Source organism: Bradyrhizobium sp. 18BD (assembly GCF_054185225.1).
Map to the genome: position 1 here is coordinate 181,640 of NZ_JAVAYL010000017.1, position 17,999 is coordinate 199,638.

General features: G+C 65.7%; 17 protein-coding genes. 10 read left to right on the forward strand and 7 right to left on the reverse strand.

The annotated features are described in order from the left end of the window. Positions 1 to 93 precede the first annotated feature (93 nt). Positions 94 to 375 carry a hypothetical protein gene (locus RAD16_RS28355; protein WP_458161117.1) on the reverse strand — a complete coding sequence of 94 codons (282 nt, stop codon included), beginning with the start codon at positions 373 to 375 and terminating at the stop codon, positions 94 to 96. Positions 376 to 384: 9 nt separating this feature from the next. Continuing rightward, positions 385 to 1,392 (reverse strand): chemotaxis protein CheB, encoded by a 1,008-nt coding sequence (locus RAD16_RS28360; RefSeq protein ID WP_458161118.1) that lies wholly within the window; start codon positions 1,390 to 1,392, stop codon positions 385 to 387. An 86-nt stretch (positions 1,393 to 1,478) separates the two neighbouring features. Here RAD16_RS28360 and RAD16_RS28365 point away from each other — a divergent pair, with 86 nt between their 5' ends. Continuing rightward, positions 1,479 to 1,883 (forward strand): response regulator, encoded by a 405-nt coding sequence (locus RAD16_RS28365; protein ID WP_458161119.1) that lies wholly within the window; start codon positions 1,479 to 1,481, stop codon positions 1,881 to 1,883. A 251-nt stretch (positions 1,884 to 2,134) separates the two neighbouring features. Here RAD16_RS28365 and RAD16_RS28370 read toward each other — a convergent pair whose 3' ends face one another. Next, complete coding sequence (locus tag RAD16_RS28370) at positions 2,135 to 2,587, reverse strand: hypothetical protein (protein ID WP_458161120.1); 453 nt, start codon at positions 2,585 to 2,587, stop codon at positions 2,135 to 2,137. 233 nt (positions 2,588 to 2,820) lie between these two features. Here RAD16_RS28370 and RAD16_RS28375 point away from each other — a divergent pair, with 233 nt between their 5' ends. Next, positions 2,821 to 3,597: a transglutaminase domain-containing protein gene (locus RAD16_RS28375; protein WP_458161121.1), complete on the forward strand. Its 777-nt coding sequence runs from the start codon at positions 2,821 to 2,823 to the stop codon at positions 3,595 to 3,597. A gap of 93 nt (positions 3,598 to 3,690) precedes the next feature. Continuing rightward, a complete protein-coding gene (gene map / locus RAD16_RS28380) occupies positions 3,691 to 4,440 on the forward strand; it encodes a type I methionyl aminopeptidase (protein WP_458161122.1) in 750 nt (249 codons plus the stop codon). On the opposite strand, the gene pdxR is transcribed toward map, so the two are convergent. After that, complete coding sequence (gene pdxR, locus RAD16_RS28385) at positions 4,437 to 5,837, reverse strand: MocR-like pyridoxine biosynthesis transcription factor PdxR (protein WP_458161137.1); 1,401 nt, start codon at positions 5,835 to 5,837, stop codon at positions 4,437 to 4,439. The two genes, map and pdxR, sit on opposite strands and share 4 nt — an antisense overlap. A gap of 112 nt (positions 5,838 to 5,949) precedes the next feature. On the opposite strand from pdxR, the gene RAD16_RS28390 reads away from it, so the two are divergent. Both RAD16_RS28390 and RAD16_RS28395 read left to right on the forward strand, forming a co-directional pair. Next, a complete protein-coding gene (locus RAD16_RS28390; protein WP_458161123.1) occupies positions 5,950 to 6,411 on the forward strand; it encodes a carboxymuconolactone decarboxylase family protein in 462 nt (153 codons plus the stop codon). Between the two features lie 50 nt (positions 6,412 to 6,461). Next, positions 6,462 to 7,100, forward strand: coding sequence for an HD domain-containing protein (locus RAD16_RS28395; protein WP_458161124.1), 639 nt, complete (start codon positions 6,462 to 6,464; stop codon positions 7,098 to 7,100). Positions 7,101 to 7,113: 13 nt separating this feature from the next. Here RAD16_RS28395 and RAD16_RS28400 read toward each other — a convergent pair whose 3' ends face one another. The 3 genes from RAD16_RS28400 to RAD16_RS28410 form a co-directional block, all read right to left on the reverse strand. Further along, positions 7,114 to 8,424 (reverse strand): MFS transporter, encoded by a 1,311-nt coding sequence (locus RAD16_RS28400; protein ID WP_458161125.1) that lies wholly within the window; start codon positions 8,422 to 8,424, stop codon positions 7,114 to 7,116. Positions 8,425 to 8,584: 160 nt separating this feature from the next. Next, complete coding sequence (locus tag RAD16_RS28405; protein ID WP_458161126.1) at positions 8,585 to 8,827, reverse strand: DUF3551 domain-containing protein; 243 nt, start codon at positions 8,825 to 8,827, stop codon at positions 8,585 to 8,587. Position 8,828: 1 nt separating this feature from the next. Next, the gene (locus tag RAD16_RS28410; protein WP_458161127.1) at positions 8,829 to 9,140 is read right to left on the reverse strand and encodes a DUF3551 domain-containing protein; all 312 of its coding nucleotides are present in this window, start codon (positions 9,138 to 9,140) and stop codon (positions 8,829 to 8,831) included. 254 nt (positions 9,141 to 9,394) lie between these two features. On the opposite strand from RAD16_RS28410, the gene RAD16_RS28415 reads away from it, so the two are divergent. From RAD16_RS28415 to RAD16_RS28435, 5 genes are all read left to right on the forward strand, one after another. Next, positions 9,395 to 10,114, forward strand: a complete 720-nt coding sequence (locus RAD16_RS28415) for an outer membrane protein (RefSeq protein ID WP_458161128.1) — start codon at positions 9,395 to 9,397, stop codon at positions 10,112 to 10,114. Between the two features lie 488 nt (positions 10,115 to 10,602). Beyond that, the gene (gene dnaE, locus RAD16_RS28420) at positions 10,603 to 14,106 is read left to right on the forward strand and encodes a DNA polymerase III subunit alpha (protein ID WP_458161129.1); all 3,504 of its coding nucleotides are present in this window, start codon (positions 10,603 to 10,605) and stop codon (positions 14,104 to 14,106) included. 105 nt (positions 14,107 to 14,211) lie between these two features. Further along, on the forward strand, positions 14,212 to 14,736 hold the full coding sequence (locus RAD16_RS28425) for a hypothetical protein (protein WP_458161130.1): 525 nt from the start codon (positions 14,212 to 14,214) through the stop codon (positions 14,734 to 14,736). Positions 14,737 to 14,825: 89 nt separating this feature from the next. Continuing rightward, positions 14,826 to 15,566, forward strand: a complete 741-nt coding sequence (locus RAD16_RS28430; RefSeq protein WP_458161131.1) for a carbonic anhydrase — start codon at positions 14,826 to 14,828, stop codon at positions 15,564 to 15,566. A 231-nt stretch (positions 15,567 to 15,797) separates the two neighbouring features. Then, positions 15,798 to 17,999 (forward strand): caspase family protein (locus tag RAD16_RS28435; protein WP_458161132.1); only part of this gene is annotated, 2,202 nt, incomplete at its 3' end.

Below are 17,999 nucleotides of genomic sequence, written 5' to 3' on the forward strand. Positions count from 1 at the left end.
CGGGGCTCATGGAATAACAGAGATATTCAGGGTATCCCAACAGCCAAGTGGCGGGAACTGCTTGCCATATTCGACAGGCGCAATCCGCCCCGATCAACCGGCCGCGGGCGGCACAGAATCGAGCTCGCGCTGGAGGTAGTCGACGCGCTGGATGATCAAGGTGCGATGCCGCTCCCATTCCACCAGGGTCTGCTTGAGCAGATCGACCAGTCTCTCCGCGTGCTGCGAGTCGTGTCCGCCGGCCTGGAGTTCCCGCACCAGATCCTCCTGATTGCGGATCCGCTGCCAGCCCTCGTCGATATCTGTATCGGCCTTGACCAGAAGCCGCTGCTCGGTGTGCAACTGCTCGGTCCGCTCGGCCAGGGAGATGGTCATGATGACACCTTAAGGCTCTCGCCGGGTCGTCACGGGATCGAGCGACTGTAGCACGACGCGCCGGATCATGTCGGCATATTCGCGATATTCGGCAGCACGCCGATCGTACATTTCGGCGACCGCCGGCCGACCGCTGCGCCTTCCATCGTCCGCCATGCGCTGCACCAGCTCGGCGCGTTCCTCGATGATCCGCAGCGCCACCCGCAGGGCTTCATCGACCTGTCCCTCCTGTTCCTTGGCGAGGGCGTCGGCGGTATAGGCGTGGCCGACCTGACAGCGAAACCGCATGGGATGACCGTCTTTCACCGCGGAGAGAACGCCACCACAGCCGGGACAGGTGAGGGCGGCCGGATCGGCGATCTTGGCAAGGCTCGCCGAGCCGATTCTCTCGCCCGCTGCGATCTCGACCTCCAGGCGGATGTCGGGGGCGACCGGAAGCACGGTGCCCGGCGCTTCCTGCGCGAGGTCGGACAGGACGTCGCCGAGCCGGGCGGCGGGGACACAGAGGTCGGCGATCGTGGCTTCCAGCGCGCGCTGCGGCATTTCGGGCGAGATCGCGTCGGCGGGGTCCTGGACCAGGGCCATGCCGCCGCACCGCTTGATGGCGTGGAGGCCTGCGGCGCCGTCCGACAACAATCCACTCAGGACGACACCGATCACACGGGGGCCGTGATGCACCGCCGCGGACCGGAACAGGGCGTCAATCGCCGGACGAACCATGTTCTCCCGGGGACCGCGACCCAACTGGATGTGATTTCCGGACAGCAGGAGATGGTGGTCGGGTGCCGCCAGATAGACGTGGCCCCGCTCGAACGTCATCCCGTCCTTGGCCTGATGCACCGGAAGCTTGCCGGCGGCAGCGGCAACCGTCGACAGAACGCCGATTCCTTGGGCCGGAATGTGCAGGACGATGAAGATGGCGGCGGGCAAATCGAGCGGTAGCACCGCCAAAATCTGCCTTAACGGGGCGGTGGAGCCGGCCGAACCGCCGATCACGATGATATCGCGGTTGCTCATCGGGAACCCACTTACCGTGTGTTACGTTTGCACCAAGGCAGCCCTTCGCCGTATGTTCCAAACTCTTTCGAGGGCCTGGAGCAAACATGGTGGCATCGGCAACGTTGTCGCGTGAGAGAGCACTCCTGTCGGGACGCCGCGTCCTCGTCGTCGAGGACGAATATTTCCTCGCTGACGATATCAGTCGCACGCTGCGCTCGTTCGGCGCGGATGTGGCTGGACCGGTCGGCGAGCTCGAGGATGCGCTGCGGATCCTCAATGACGGCTCGATCGTCGACGGCGCGGTGCTCGACGTGAACATCCGCAGCGAGATGGTCTTTCCGGTTGCGCAAGAGCTCAGGGCGCGCCGCGTGCCTTTCGTGTTCACGACCGGCTACGACAAGGTCAGCATCGCCCCCGGGTTTCACGATGTGCCGCTCTGGGAGAAGCCGATCGACATCGCAGCAATGATCCGCGGGCTGGCCGGACTGATCGGCTCGCACCGGATGTGACACGCTTCGTCGGGAGCGCGTTACGCTCCAAGCAGGACGAGGCTTCCATGATCTACACACCTGGTGCGTATGACACGCTTCTCCTGTCATACTCACGCGAGCTGGTTCGCGAGGCGTTTAGGGTCTTGCGCAACAGCGAGCACATCGTACGAGCACAGCGCGCGCGGGACGAATTGGGCAGGGTTGGGCCGGCGCGCGAGGTGGGCGATCCGGCTGACGGAGTTGCGGGAGAATAGTGCGGACTTCGCCGCCTATTGCGCCTGTAGGCCCGAAGGCTTCGCGTCGGCGCTCGGCAGGGGAATGTTCGACCAGGGGCTGTTCGGGGCCGGCGTGACCGACGCGCACGCCGCGGCAAGCTGGGTCCACGCCGACGCCAGGCCCGTCAGGTCAATGTCGAATTTCGCCGTGTCCGTCTTGTCGTCGGGCATCGACATGGTTTGGCGGACATGCAGGGCCCGGGATGCCAGCAGCGTCTTGATCATGTCGGGGTCGATGCTGTCGCGCCAGAACTCATATTTGCCGGATCGTACCGCGGATCCTTCGATCTGCTTGTTCGCCTCGGCGTCCGCGGCGATCTGGATCGTGCTCTTGCCGCCAGCCGCCCCGTCGATCTCGGCTGCGTACGTCAATGGCACGAGCTTCTTGTTTCCGCACGCCAGGCGCCACTCCATCATGCGGAACGACGGGGCATTTTCCGTCTTCATCACCGCGAACTTGCGGACGAAGGGGCGCGCCTCCTTCTCCAGCTTCCACGTCGTTTCGGCGAACGGCCGGGTGTCGATGCCGAAACGATAGAGCTCGGCGCGCGTCAGCTTGCGGTGGCGCGCCGTTTCGCGTTTATTTCGTGGACCGCCGCGGCAAGCAGTTCTGCTCTGCCGGAATTGCTTGACGACATGTGCAGATGACTGAATTCGAGGCTTCCTACACTGGCCATAGCGTGTTCACCGATCCCGGCGCGCATGCGACGCTGATCGGCGGCCTGCCGCTGGATATCCCGGCATTGTGCCGCATCCTGCAGGGTCTCTTGATCCACGAAGCATGGATCGAGAGGCAGGGACTGGACCCGGCGCTGTTCTCCGGCCAAAGCCGGGCCACGTTGCCCGTGGGGCGGCGGCTGGAGCAGCTTGTGACGATCGATCCGAGCCCGCTGGGCATTGCGAGGCCAGCCGTGTCGCGGGCGCTGGCGACGTGCCGGGACTTTGCGTTGATGACCTGCGCTGTGCTGCGCCATCACAGCGTGCCAGCCCGCATACGCTGCGGCTTCGGCAGATATTTTAGCGGGCATCCCTATCACGATCATTGGGTGTGCGAATATTGGTCACGGGATGAGCAGCGCTGGGTGCTGGTCGATGCCGAGCTCGACGATCTGCACCGTGATCTCCTCAAGTTCGATTTCGATCCGGCGGATGTGCCTCGTACGGAGTTCATCACGGGCATCGCGGCATGGAAGCTGTGTCGAAGCGGCGCCATCGATCCCGCGCAGCTCGGTCACGGCGCGACGACCGGTCTGTTCTTCGCGCGCGTGAATCTGGCGCGTGATCTGCTGGCCCTCGCCAAGATCGAAACCTCGGCATGGGATACATGGCGTACGGCACGCGAGCCGCATCTCGCACTGGATCACGCAGCCCTGTCGCTCTGTGACGCGATGGCGCAGCGTGGCGAGGAGGAGGCGCCCGAAACGGCGCGATCGCTGAATATACCACCCTGGCATTAGGCGATCCGGGTTCGATGTCGGACTTCGCGCGCCCTCGTTTGCAAGCCGCCGTCACACGCGCTATGTCGGACCGTCCCGAACATGAGCCCTGATATGACGATCTCCGATGATGACGACCTGACACGCCTGAAGGAGATCGGCCGGATCTGCGCCAATACCCTCGAGGCGATGGGGAAGGCGCTCGAGCCGGGCATGACCACGGCCGAGCTGGACCAGATCGGACGAAAGCTGCTGGAGGCTGCGGGAGCGCGTTCGGCGCCGGAGCTGTCCTACGACTTCCCCGGAGCGACCTGCATCAGCGTGAACGAGGAGGTCGCTCACGGCATCCCCGGCGATCGCCGGATCGCGCCGGGCGACCTCGTCAATATCGACGTCTCGGCCGAGAAGAAGGGCTTCTTTGCCGACACCGTCGCCTCGTTCGCCGTTCCGCCGGTGACCCGCACGATCGAGCGCCTTTGCAGGGACGGCCGGCGCGCGATGTGGACGGGGCTGCGGCAGGTCGGAGCCGGCAAGCGGATCGCCGGCATTGGCGAAGCCATCGGGAGCTTTGCGCGGAAGAACGGCTACAGCCTGGTCAAAAATCTCGCCAGTCACGGTGTCGGCCTGTCGCTGCACGAAGAGCCGACGGAGATCGCGACCTGGCCCGACCGCTCAGAACGCCGCATCATGAGCGACGGGCTGGTGTTCACCGTCGAACCGTTCCTGTCGCTGGGCGCCGAATGGGCCCAGGATGGCGATGATCCGTGGACGCTCTACAGCAGTCCGGAAGCACCGACCGTTCAATACGAGCACACCGTGATCGCAACCCGGAACGGGCCTTTGATCGTCACGCTGGCCGGCTAAAGCGCGATGATCTGAAGGAGCCGGTCGCACGCGGCTGCAATCTTTGCTTCCGGAGATGTCGCGACGCCCAGCAACAGACCGGCGCGCGCCGAAGCCGCGGAGGCGTACCAGAGCGATAGCGGCGTGGGCGCCAGTCCGAATGACGTCGCCTGCCGGGCGATGCCGAGGTCATCCGCTCCGTCCGGCAATCGCAGCACAGCCGCCAGTCCGGCCAGCGCAACGTTGGCTGTGCGCGGACGAAGATATTTCAACAGAGCATCGGCTTGCGCCGCGTAGACCCGCTTCGTGCGTCGCAGATGCCGCAGATAATGGCCGTCGCGGATGAAATCGGCCGTCGCGAGCTGCACCGCGGGCCCGGGCGCCGGCGCGAGGCAGGCGGCTGCTTCGGCAAAACGCGATGCGAGAGCGGCGGGCGCGACGACGAAGCCGAGCCGCAGGGCGGGGGTCATGGTCTTGCTGAAGGATCCGATGTGAATGACGCGGCCGGCGCGGTCGAGCGAGGCGAGCGCAGGCGTGGCCCGGCCTTTGAGCTGAAGCTCGCTGAGATAATCATCCTCGATCACCCACGCCTTGCTTTGTGCGGCCCAGTCGAGCAGGCGCGAACGTCTTTCCAGCGACAGTGTCGATCCGAGCGGCGCCTGCTGTCCGGGCGTCACGAGAACCAGGGCCGCGTCGGGGGCATGTTTCAGTCCATAGCCGACGTCGATGCCGTCAGCGTCAACGGGGATCGGCGCGAGCGATAAGCGGGCAAGCTCGAGGCCATGCCGTGTGAACGGAAAGCCCGGGTCCTCGACCCAAGCCTTTCTCTGCTCGAGGCCGAGCACGCGGAGCGCGAGGCCGAGGCCGCCGCTGAAGCCGCCGGTGATGATGATCTGCGACGGCGCGCATTCGATTCCACGCGCCAGCGCAAGGTAGGCCGCGATTTCGCGGCGCAGATCCGGCTCGCCGCGCGGATCCGGATAGATCGCCGGCGCGCTCGTTTCCACGCGAACGGCCTGTGCGCGCATCCGCGCAAATAGCGTGGCAGGAAATGTTGCTTGTGCAGGCACACCCATCTGGAAGATCGCCGGCCCCGCGGTGAGCCCCCGGTACGTTTCCATGAACGAGCCGGGATCCGGGGCCTTGTCCAGCCGGGCGGGAACGAAGGGTCGATCTGCGACATGCGTTCCGGTTGCGCGGCCCGCCACGATCAGTTGGGCGGAGGAGAGCTTCTCGTACGCCGAACGCACGGTGCCGCGCGCGACGCCGAGCTGGGCTGCCAGATCCTGCCACGAGGGCAGGCGGGCGCCGGGGGCGAGCACGCCGTTCTCGATCGCGGCCCTGATGCCCCGATGGATCTGCTCCGCCAGCGGCGTCCTGGCCGACCGATCGAGCTCCAGTCGCAGCGGTTTGGTCATGGGCCCGTGGTACACGATTTTTGTGCGTTCTTGGTGCTTTTTTATGGACCAGGGCAGGGGCACCTGAGGGGGAGAAAAGGGCAGTCCTGCCCGATCATCAAGGAGCAAGAAAATGACCAGGCGTCTCGATTACGACCGTATCGCCCCGGCGGGTGTGAAAGCGCTGGGCGGCGTCTACGGCTACATCTTGCAGAGCAATCTTCCGGCGGCGCTGATCAACCTCGTCTACCTGCGCGTATCGCAGATCAACAACTGCGCCTATTGTCTCGACATGCACACGCGCGACCTGCTCAAGAGCGGGGTGAAGGTCGAAAAGCTCGCGCTGCTGCAGGCGTGGAAGGAAGCCGGCGATCTCTTCGACGCACGCGAGCGCGCCGCGATCGCATGGGCCGAAACGGTCACCCGCGTCGCGGATACCGGCGTGCCAGATCAGGCGTATGAAGCGGCGCGCGCAGTCTTCGAGGAGCGCGAGCTGGTCGATCTCACCATCGCGATCGGCATGATGAACACGTACAATCGCATGGCGATCAGCTTCCGCAAGACGCCGCAGGCCGCCGTCGAGAAGGCGGCCTGAAGGACCAGGAACGGCATCAACCGACATCGATGCAAAACAGGAGCTTGAAAATGGCGAGCATGATTTCCGGCGTCAGACTTCCCGACAGCAAGCTGGCGCGCGAGGCGGCCGAACTGGTCCGCAGTTACGAAGACGAGATGCTGTTCAACCATTCCGTTCGCGTCTACGTGTTCGGTGCGATGAAGGGGCTGCGGCAAAAGCTGAAGTTCGACGCCGAACTGCTCTATGTCGCGGCGCTGTTTCACGACCTCGGCCTGGTCGATCATTACCACACAGAGACCAAGCGATTTGAGGTCGACGGGGCCGACGCCGCGCGTGACTTTCTGCAGGCACGCGGCATTGCCGAGCCGCAAGCCGATCTGGTGTGGGAGGCGATCGCGCTGCACACCACACCCGGCATTCCGCAATATATGCGGCCGGAGATCGCGCTCACCAACGCCGGCGTTCTGGTGGATGTGGTCGGCGTCGGGTTTGACGAGTACACGCCCGAGCAGCGCGATCAGGTCATTACGGCGTTTCCGCGCGGTGATTTCAAGAACGAGTTCCTGAAGGTGCAGACCTGCTCAGCCTTGAAGAAGCCGCAGACGACGTTCGGGACGGTCAATTTCGACTATATCGAGGATCACGATCCCACCTTCCACAAGCCCAACGCCTGTACGCGCATCCGCAACACGCCCTGGCAGAGCTGAACGTGCCTGGCCGTTACGCCACGGGGTCTGTTGCGCGGCTGCGGTGGTCCGGCGCCAGCGGCGGCGCCGGTCGCGTGGGAGCGTCCGCCGGCGGTGCAGCGTGGCCGCTGGAGGCAACCGCGACCGGCACGGACCTGGCGTCGCGCCAGGCGACGATCCAGATCAGGAAGCCGAGCAGCGCGAGCACGGCGCCGACGGGACCGGTGGAGGTCCAGCCGAGCCCCTCGCGAATGGCGATGCCGCCCAGGAACGGGCCGAGCGCATTGGCGGTGTTGAACGCCGAATGGTTCAGCGCGGCGGCGAGCGCCTGCGCATCGCCGGCGACATCCATCAGCCGCGTCTGCAGGATGGCGCCGAGCGAGACGCTGGCGCCGATGGCGAAGACGTCCACCGCGAGCAGCCAGGGATTGCCGGCGGCAAGCGGAAACAGCAGGAGCGCGACCGCGGCAAACAGCAGGATGACGCCCGCCGTCGGCATCAAGGCGCGGTCGGCAAAGCGCGGCACGAACAGATTGCCGAGCGTAGCGCCGATGCCGAACACGGCAAGGAAGAACGGGATGACCGCGGTGCTGACCTTGGTGACTTCGATCAGCGTCGTCGCCAGATACGTATAGACGGCGAACATGCCGCCGAAGCCGATGGCGCCGATCGCGAGCGTAATCCAGATGCGCCCGTTTCGGAGCGCGCTGAGCTCGCGCAGCGGGTCGGACCGGCCGGCCTGGTCGCGTGGCGCGAACAGGGCGCACAGCAGCACGGTGAGCAGCGCCAGCACCGACACGAGGCCAAAGCTCGCGCGCCAGCCGACCGCCTGGCCGATCAGATTGGCCAGCGGCACGCCGATGATGGTTGCGACCGTCAAGCCGAGCATCACCTGGCCGACCGCGCGCGAGCGGCGATCGAAAGGCACGAGCGAGGCTGCGACCAAAGCGGCGATGCCGAAATAGGCGCCATGCGGCAGGCCCGAGAGGAAGCGTGCCGCGATCATCCAGCCAAAGCCGGGTGCGAGCGCGGTCAGTGCGTTGCCGAGCGCGAACACCAGCATCAAGGCCAGTAATTGCGTGCGCCGCGCGAACCGCGCGCCGAGCACGGCGATCAGGGGTGCGCCCAGCACCACGCCAAGCGCGTAGGCGCTGATCGCGTGTCCCGCGGTCGGCTCGTCGATGCCGAGGTCGGCGGCGAAGAACGGCAGCAGGCTCATCGATGCGAATTCGGTTGTTCCGATCGCAAAGCCGCCCATCGCGAGCGAGAACAGGACGATGGCGAGGTGAGGAGGCGCGGAAGCCGCAGTCGCGCGGGGCGAGGTCGCTTTGTGCGAGGTCGTCATGTGTCCTGCAGTGGTGGCGTCAACGGGAACCCGCCCAGCGAACGTCGCCATCCCTGCAAGATTTGTCCGTCGTACTTAAACCCGTGTCGACTTACGTCAACACTTCAGGCTCAACACAAGGCAGGCCGCATATCAGCGTCCCGATTTGCGAGTGCCAACACTAGCGCCTCGAGCGCGGAGCGGCTCGCTGCTGTGGAAAATAGGGATTCGCCACGCAGCTTGCCGAACGTCCGACGGCGAGAAATCTGCACTGCTCCATTGAGGTGTAGCGGCAATCGAAATAGCCCACCTGGCCGTAGATCTGCATGCAGACCGGATAGCTCGGATCATAGGTTTGCGCGCGTGCAGGCGCGCCGGCGAGAAGCGCGCCGACCGCGAGAAGCATGAACGAGGCGCGGCGCATCTCAGCGCGGCGGGTAGTAGCCGGATGAATATCCGGCACGCGGACGATTCTGATAGGCATAGGGATCATCGCTCTGGCCGGCGAAATAGGGGTTCGCGATGCAGGTGAGCGCGCGGCCCGACGAGCTCGCCTGACACTGCGCATACGTGTCGAAGGTGCAATTGCTGAGGCCCGGCCATTCATCGCCGGTCAGGCAAAACGCATGATGCGTTCCGAACGCGCGCGCCGGTGTGCTTGCGTTCAACGTGAACGTGAATGTGGCGATTGCGAGCGAAAATGTGGCGACAATGGGGAAGGTAATTTGTCCACGCATCTCAACTCTCCAGTCACGCGAATGTGCGTGCGTCTTCGTTACACACGTGTGCAGTTTAAATCGTGCGGTCGAACAATGGAACTCAGGAAAACACTTGTTTCAAAGGGTTTCCTGAACGCGCTGCTAAACATCCATTAACGCAAGCGAGGCCTTTGGCTTCAACTGTGGCGTTGCGGTTACAGCAATTCCATCGATCGCTGTTATGACCACGCAACGGCCCGGGGGCCTACTGAAGAAACTGGAACGGGACTCAAATGAAGAAGAACTTGTTGCTTGCTGCCGTCAGCCTCGTCGCGCTCAGCGCGGCTGCTCCGGCGCTCGCTGCCGATCTCGCGGCTCGGCCGTACACCAAGGCGCCTGCGATGGTCGCCGCGATCTATGACTGGAGCGGCTTCTACATCGGCATCAACGGCGGCGGCGGTTCGTCGCACGCGACCTGGGACTTCGTCGGCGTCGGCCGCGAAGGCTCGCACGACGCGACCGGCGGCACGGTCGGTGGTCAGATCGGCTATCGCTGGCAGTCCGGCCAGTGGGTGTTCGGCGTGGAAGGCCAGGGCAACTGGGCTGATTTCTCCGGCGACAACACCAGCGCGCTGTTCGCCACCCGCAACCGCACCAAGATCGATGCGTTTGGTCTGATCACCGGTCAGGTTGGCTACGCCTGGAACAACGTCCTGATCTACGTCAAGGGCGGTGCGGCCGTGGTCAGCGACAAGTACGAGATCTCCAGCACGGCGGGCGCGCTGCTCGCCTCGACCAGCGACACCCGCTGGGGTGGCACGGTCGGTGCCGGCCTCGAGTACGGCTTCGCTCCGAACTGGTCGGTTGGCGTCGAGTACAACCACATCTTCCTGTCGGACAAGGACGTCACCTTCGCTGGCTTCGCCGGCTCCGAGCGCATCAAGCAGGACGTCGACATGGGCCTCGTCCGCCTGAACTACAAGTTCGGCGGTCTGCCCGTCGCGCGCTACTGAGACTGATCGCTTCGCAAGAGGCGGTTGTGGAAAGCCCCGGCCTTGCGCCGGGGCTTTTTTATTGCGTGAATTCAGCGAGTTAACCATCCCGTTTCGAGGTGGTTCAGTTTGCTTGACTCCGCGGAACGAAATGAGAACAATGTTCTTCATACGTTCTAGTGATGGAGCAAGCCATGTTCAGGATCTTCGTGGAAGAAGCCGCCGCACTCGCCTCGATCTCGCTGTTCGTCGGAATGATCGCGATCTGGGCCCAGGTCATACCGCAGCTCTGATTCCGCAGTTCTCGACCGGCCCGCTTGGGGAAAAGCGGGACGACGCGGCGAAGCGGCCGCTCCGGCGTGGACTCTCGCGGCGCAACACCCCACCATTGTGAGGCGAGTCGGCGAAGGGTGACGGATGGCGAGGGCAGGATCCCCTGACGATCCCCTAACGATCCCCCCGGAGCCGGCGACCGCTCCATCTCATCTGCAAGAGGCCGTCACGCGACCATGCCGAGCGCCGGATTTGTCCACCTTCACGTTCACTCGGCCTATTCGCTGCTCAAGGGCTCGATCAAGATCGGCAAGCTCGCCGAGCTTGCGAAGAAAGACCACCAGCCGGCGCTGGCGCTGACCGACACCGACAATCTGTTCGGCGCGCTCGAGTTCTCCGACAAGATGGCGGGCTCCGGCATCCAGCCGATCGTCGGCCTGGAACTCGCGATCGACTTCGGCGATCAGGATCCCAACGCACGGAATGCGATGGGGCCCTCGCGCATCGTGCTGCTGGCGGCGCAGGAGCGCGGCTATCGCAGCCTGATGCGGCTGAACTCGCGGGCCTTCCTCGAATCGCCCGACAGCCACGCCCCGTTCATCAAGTTCGACTGGTTCGACGGCGAGACCGAGGGGCTGATCGCGCTGACCGGCGGACCGGACGGCCCGATCTCGCTGGCGCTCGCCGGCGGCATGGCCGAGCTTGCGGCGACGCGCTGCGAGCGTCTGGCCCATCTGTTCGGTGACCGGCTCTACATCGAATTGCAGCGCCACAACATCGACAAGGAACGGCGCGTCGAGAGCGGGCTGATCGACATCGCCTATGCGCAGGGCCTGCCGCTGGTTGCGACCAACGAGCCGTATTTCGCTTCGACCGACGATTACGAGGCGCATGACGCGCTGCTGTGCATCGCCGGCGGCCGGCTGATCGCCGAGACCGATCGCGTGCAGCTCACGCCGGATCACCGCTTCAAGACGCGTGCGGAAATGGCGGTGCTGTTTGCCGACATTCCGGAAGCGCTGGCATCGACGGTGGAGATCGCCGAGCGCTGCTCGTTCCGCCCGATGACGCGCAAGCCGATCCTGCCGTTCTTCACCGTCGGCGCCGCTGCGAGTTCTGATGCGGCCTCTGTCGAGGCGGCCGAGCTGAAGCGGCAGGCGGAGGAGGGGCTCGCCAAGCGTCTGCACGTGCATGGCCTGTCGCAGGGCATGACGGAAGAGGACTACAACAAGCGCCTGGCGTTCGAGCTCGACGTCATCATGCGCATGAAATACGCCGGCTACTTCCTGATCGTGTCGGACTTCATCAAATGGGCGAAGAGCCAGGGCATTCCGGTCGGGCCGGGCCGCGGCTCCGGCGCAGGCTCGCTGGTGGCATGGGCGCTGACCATCACCGACCTCGACCCGATCAAGTTCGGCCTGCTGTTCGAGCGCTTCCTCAATCCCGAGCGCGTCTCGATGCCGGACTTCGACATCGACTTCTGCCAGGATCGCCGCGGCGAGGTGATCAAGTACGTCCAGGAGCGCTATGGCCGCGACCAGGTCGCGCAGATCATCACCTTCGGTACGCTGCAGGCGCGCGGCGTGCTGCGCGACGTCGGCCGCGTGCTGCAGATGCCTTATGGCCAGGTCGACAAGCTGACCAAGCTCGTGCCGCAGAATCCGGCGGCGCCTGTGACGCTTGCGGCGGCGATCGAGAGCGAGCCGAAGCTTCAGGCGTTCCGCGATGAAGACCCGGTGGTGGCGCGCGCCTTCGACATCGCCCAGCGCCTGGAAGGACTGACCCGCCACGCCTCGACGCACGCGGCCGGCATCGTGATCGGCGATCGCCCCTTGAGCGAACTCGTGCCGATGTATCGCGATCCGAAATCCGACATGCCGGTGACCCAGTTCAACATGAAATGGGTCGAGCCTGCCGGCCTCGTGAAGTTCGACTTCCTCGGCCTGAAGACGCTGACGGTGCTCGACGTCGCGTGCAAGCTGCTCAAGCCGCGCGACATCCATGTCGATCTCGCGACGCTGCCGATCGACGATGCCGAGAGCTACCAGATGCTGGCACGCGGCGAGGTGGTCGGCGTGTTCCAGGTTGAAAGCCAGGGCATGCGGCGCGCGCTGGTCGACATGCGTCCCGACCGTTTCGAGGACATCATCGCGCTGGTGGCGTTGTATCGGCCGGGTCCGATGGCGAACATTCCGACCTATTGCGCGCGCAAGCACGGCGACGAGGAGCCGGAATATCTCCATCCGGTGCTCGAGCCGATCCTGAAGGAGACCTTCGGCGTCATCATCTACCAGGAACAGGTGATGCAGATCGCGCAGGTCATGTCGGGCTATTCGCTCGGCGACGCCGACCTGCTGCGCCGCGCCATGGGCAAGAAGATCCGCGCCGAGATGGACAAGCAGCGCGACATCTTCGTCGCGGGCGCGGTGAAGAACGGCGTGCCGAAGGGGCAGGCCGAGACCATCTTCGAATTGCTCGCGAAATTCGCCGACTACGGCTTCAACAAGAGCCATGCGGCGGCCTATGCGCTGGTGTCCTACCACACCGCCTACATGAAGGCGCATTATCCGGTGGAGTTCATCGCGGCGTCGATGACGCTCGATCTCAACAACACGGACAAGCTCTCCGAATTCCGCTCCGAGGCGCAGCGCCTCGGCATCAAGGTCGAGCCGCCGAACATCAACCGCTCGGGCGCAACCTTCGAGGTCGGCGAGAAGGTCATCTACTATGCGCTCGCCGCGCTCAAGGGCGTCGGCATCCAGGCAATCGACCAGATCATCGAGGAGCGTACCAGGAACGGCCTGTTCACCTCGCTCGCCGATTTCGCCGCGCGCGTGTCGCCGCGCGCGATCAACAAACGCATCATCGAAAGTCTCGCCGCCGCCGGCGCCTTCGACACGCTGGAGCCGAACCGCGCCCGCGTGTTCGCCGGTGCGGACGCGATCCTCGCCGCCTGCCAGCGCGCGCATGAAGCTGCAACCGTCGGCCAGAACGACATGTTCGGCGGCTCGTCGGACGCGCCGACGATCATGCTGCCGCAGATCGAGCCATGGCTGCCGGCCGAACGGCTGCGCCGCGAATATGATGCGATCGGATTCTTCCTGTCGGGACATCCGCTCGACGATTACGCCACCGTGCTGAAGCGCCTACGCGTGCAGTCATGGGCGGAATTCTCGCGCGCGGTGAAGACCGGCGCCACCGCCGGCAAGGTTGCGGCCACCGTGGTGTCGCGCATGGAGCGCCGCACCAAGACCGGCAACAAGATGGGCATCATGGGACTCTCCGATCCCACGGGCCATTTCGAGGCGGTGCTGTTCTCCGAGGGCCTCGCGCAATATCGCGACGTGCTCGAGCCCGGCGCCGCCGTGCTGCTTCAACTCGGTGCGGAATTGCAGGGCGAGGACGTGCGCGCCCGCGTGCTGCATGCCGAGCCGCTCGACGATGCCGCCGCCAAGACGCAGAAGGGCCTGCGCATCTTCCTGCGCGACACCAAGCCGCTGGACTCGATCGCCAAGCGTCTTGCCGGTCCCGATGCAGCGGCCTCGAACGGCGCCGCGCCTAAGGTCGGCAGCCCGGGGATCGCGCCGCGCTCCAACGGCGACGGCGAGGTCTCGCTGGTGATGATGCTCGACCTCGAGACCGAGGTCGAGATGAAGCTGCCCGGCCGCTTCAAGGTCTCGCCGCAGATCGCTGGCGCCATCAAGGCGGTCGCGGGCGTGGTCGACGTGCAGCAGCTCTAGCCGCTTGCATGAGTCGGTGCGATCTGCACGGATGGGTGCGATCGCGTCGTTGCAACCAAACGATGTTTTCGGCTAGCTTGTCTCCGGGGAAGTTTTGGGGGCGTGATGCTGGTGCGTTGCTTGGTGCTGCTCTTGGCAGCGGCGTTGCTGTGTGGCTGTGAGACGACCGCGAGGAGCGGGCTGGATTATTCGGAGACGCTGCGGAAGATCGGGCCGCCAAAGGCGGGCCAGGCGCGCATCGTGGTGCTCCGCGAAAAAGGCTATGGCGGCATTGCCGACGCAGGCTGGGATTTCCGTCTCGACGGCGCACCGCTGACGGGTTTGAAGACCGGAACCTATGTCTACATGGACCGTCCGGCCGGTCCGCATCAGTTCGTGGCGGAGGAGGCGGGCTTTCCCGGCGTCACGCGCATCGATTTCTCCGCGCGTTCGGGCGAGACGCTGTTTTTCACGGCGCGCATGAGCGAGCGCAAGAGCGCCGTGATCGCAAATGCGAGCACGGGTTTGCTGGGCTATGGTCTCACGCTGGCGATGACGGCCGGCTACAAGAACCAGGGGCCGATGGATTTCCTGGCGCTGGACGAAACGGCGGCGCGGACGACGATCGCCGAGTTGCGGCTGGCCCAATAAAGGCGCATCAAGACACCGGGTTTCGTCAAGCCGTTGCAGTCTGCAGGTCTGAGCTGATCGTCCAACCATTTGAGGCGGGGGAGCGAGCCATGTGCGCCAACTGCTCTGGAAGTCCGTTCGAATGTCGCGTGCCGACGCGGCGGTCGGCCTTGTTTCTCGCCGCCTCCGCCGTCAGTCTCGCCTTGTCTGGCAAAGCGCTCGCCAAGGAGACCAAGCCGCCACCAAAGCCGCAGAACGTGATCTCACCCGACGCTTCGTTGAAGCGGCTGATGGACGGGAATGCACGCTACGTTGACGGTGTGTCACGACGTCATGATTTCAAGCACGAGCGCGAGGCGCTGGTGGGCGGGCAGAATCCGTTCGCGGCCGTGCTGAGCTGCGCGGACTCGCGCATCGCGCCGGAATACGCCTTCGACACCGGTCGCGGCGATCTCTTCGTCTGTCGCGTTGCCGGAAATTTTGCCGGTACCGAGACCATCGCCAGCATGGAATATGCGGTCGCCGTGCTCAATGCGCCGCTGATCCTCGTGCTCGGTCATGATGCCTGCGGCGCGGTCGATGCGACGCTGAAGGCGATCAAGGACGACAAGCCGCCGCCGGGCCACATTCCCTCGCTGGTCGATGCGATCGCGCCGGCCGCCAAGGCTGCGATGCAGCAGGGCGGCGACGTGCTCAACAAGGCGATCCGTCAGAACGTGATCGACAACATCGCCAAGCTGAAGACGGCCGCGCCGATCCTCAATGCGGCAGCCGAGCAGGGCAAGCTCAAGGTCGTCGGCGGCATCTACCGGCTCACGACGGGCACGGTCGATCTGATCGCCCAGGGCTGAACGAACCGACGGCTGAACGGGCGGACGCCTGAACGGGGCGACGGCTGAACCGGCCGACGCTGCTCGCGCCGCAGTGCGGTCGCAAGGCTTACGCGGGCCTGACGCAGGGTTTGATATGAGGCGGGGCGCCATGTCACCGCCTCAATCCGCGCTTTTCGTTCAAGAGCCATTCAGCCAGCCGGGCGTTTCATGCACGCTGGCACCTCAACAACAAAAGCGGGCAAGCAAGCCATGCGTGGGACGCTCAAAGTCTTCATCTGCCTTCTCTTGCCGATCGTGGCCCTTGCCGCAGGCGGTCCGGGACCGGTGCATGCGCAGCAGCAGGAAAAGCGCATCGCGCTCGTGGTCGGCAACGGCGCCTATGCCAAGTCGCCGCTGGCGACCACCGCGAACGATGCCGGCCTGATCGCACAGACGCTGCAGGCGGCGGGTTTCGACGTGGTCGGCGCGCGCGATCTCGACGGCGACACGCTGCGCAAGAGTTTTCGCGATTTCATCCAGAAGGCGCAGGCGTCGGGGCCGGGCACCGTCGCGATGATCTATCTTGCCGGATACGGCGTGCAGCTTGCCGGCGAGAACTATTTCATCCCGGTCGATTCCAACATCACCCGCGACACCGACATTCCGACCGAGGCCTTGCGCATCAGCGACTATGCGCGCCAGCTTGCGGCCGTTCCGCTCAAGGCCAACATCGTCGTGCTCGATGCCGCCCGCGCGCAGCCCTTCATCGAGGGCGGCCAGCCGATCGCAAGCGGGCTTGCGCTGGTCGAGCCCGACCCGAACATGCTGATCGCGTTCAACGCCGCGCCCGGCACGGTGGCGCCGGAAGAGCCCGGGCCTTACGGCATCTATGCGCAGTCGCTGGCGGAGATGATCCGCACCGGCGGCCTGCCGCTGGCGGAGGTGTTCGACCGCGTTCGCCTGCGCGTCAACGAGGCCAGCAAGGGCGCGCAGGTGCCCTGGAACGAGCAGAAGATATCGGCGCCGTTCTCCTTCTTCGAGCGCGCGCCCGATGCGCCGCCGCCGGAGACGGCGCCGGACCAGGTTGCCGCGATCCGGAGTAAGCCGATCCGCGATCTCGGCGTGCAGGACGCCTATGCGGCTGCGCTCAAGCGCGACACGCTGCCGGCCTATGAGGAGTTTCTCACGGCCTATCCGAACGATCCGATGTCCAGGCGCGTGATGGCGATCGTCGCGGCGCGGCGCGAGGCCATCACCTGGCGGCGGACCTATCGCACCGACACGCCTGAAGCCTATTGGTCGTATCTGCGCCGCTATCCGCGCGGGCCCCATGCGGGCGATGCGCACCGTCGCCTCGCCATCCTCACCGCGCCGGTCGAGCCGCCGCCGACGTTTGCGATGATCGACTATGACGTGCCGCCACCTCCGCCGGAGGAGGTGGTCTTTGTCGACCGTCCCGTGCTGTATTTCAGCGATCCCGTGTTCGACTTCGTACCGCCACCGCCGCCGCCGGTTTATTTCTGTCCGCCGCCGCCGCCGGATTTCGTCGTGCTGCCGCCGCCGCTGCCGGTGGTCGGCCTGTTTGTGCTGCCGCAGCCGGTGTTCGTGCCGATCCCGGTGTTCGTCAGGCCGCCGATCTATGTCGCGCCGCCGCCGAACAACATCATCTACCAGAACATCCACAACACCACGGTCATCAACACGGTGATCAATCGCCCGCCGGCACCGCCGGCGGGGGCAGGGCCGGCAGGACCCGGTAACCTCGCGCCGGCCGTTGCCGGCCGCGCCAACCCGGTCGCTCCCGCGGTGCCGCAGGCGGTCGTGCAGCGCGCCGCCCTGATCCAGCAGGGCAAGGCGCCGATGCCGCCGAGCGCGACGATCCAGCCGACCGCAAGGCCCGGGAGACCGCCGGCGGCGCCGGCGAATGTCGCGCCGAATGCCGCGCCAAACGCGGGACCAAATGCGGCACCTGGTGTGGCGCCGAACGCCGCGCCGCAGACCGTCGTGCCGCAGGCCAAATTACCTGCCGCCAACACACTGCCGGTTCCCGGGTCTCATGGTGGTCCGCCCGCGCCGCCGGCGGGGGCAGGGCCTCTGCCGGGCGCCAGGCCCGCACCGACGGCGACGGCTCCGACGGGCCCCGGTGCAACGCCGCAGGCGCATCCGGGTGCGCCGACCGCCGCAGCGCCGGCAACGGTCGCGCCGAACGCCGCTACTCCGGCCACTGCGCCTGGCCAGCCGCCCAAGCCGCCTGTTGCGCAGACCCCGCCTGGAGCCGGGCCTGCTGATCGCGCCAAATCTGCAACCCGTGAGCCTGCAACCCGAGAGCCTGCAACCCATGCGCCTGCCGGCATGCCGCCCGCGGCCACGGGACGGCCGGGCGCGCCACCGCCACCGCCGTCGGCCGCACGCGAGCCGATCAGGCCGCAGATTCATCCGGCGGCCCCGCCGCCGCAGGCGGCGAGACCCGCC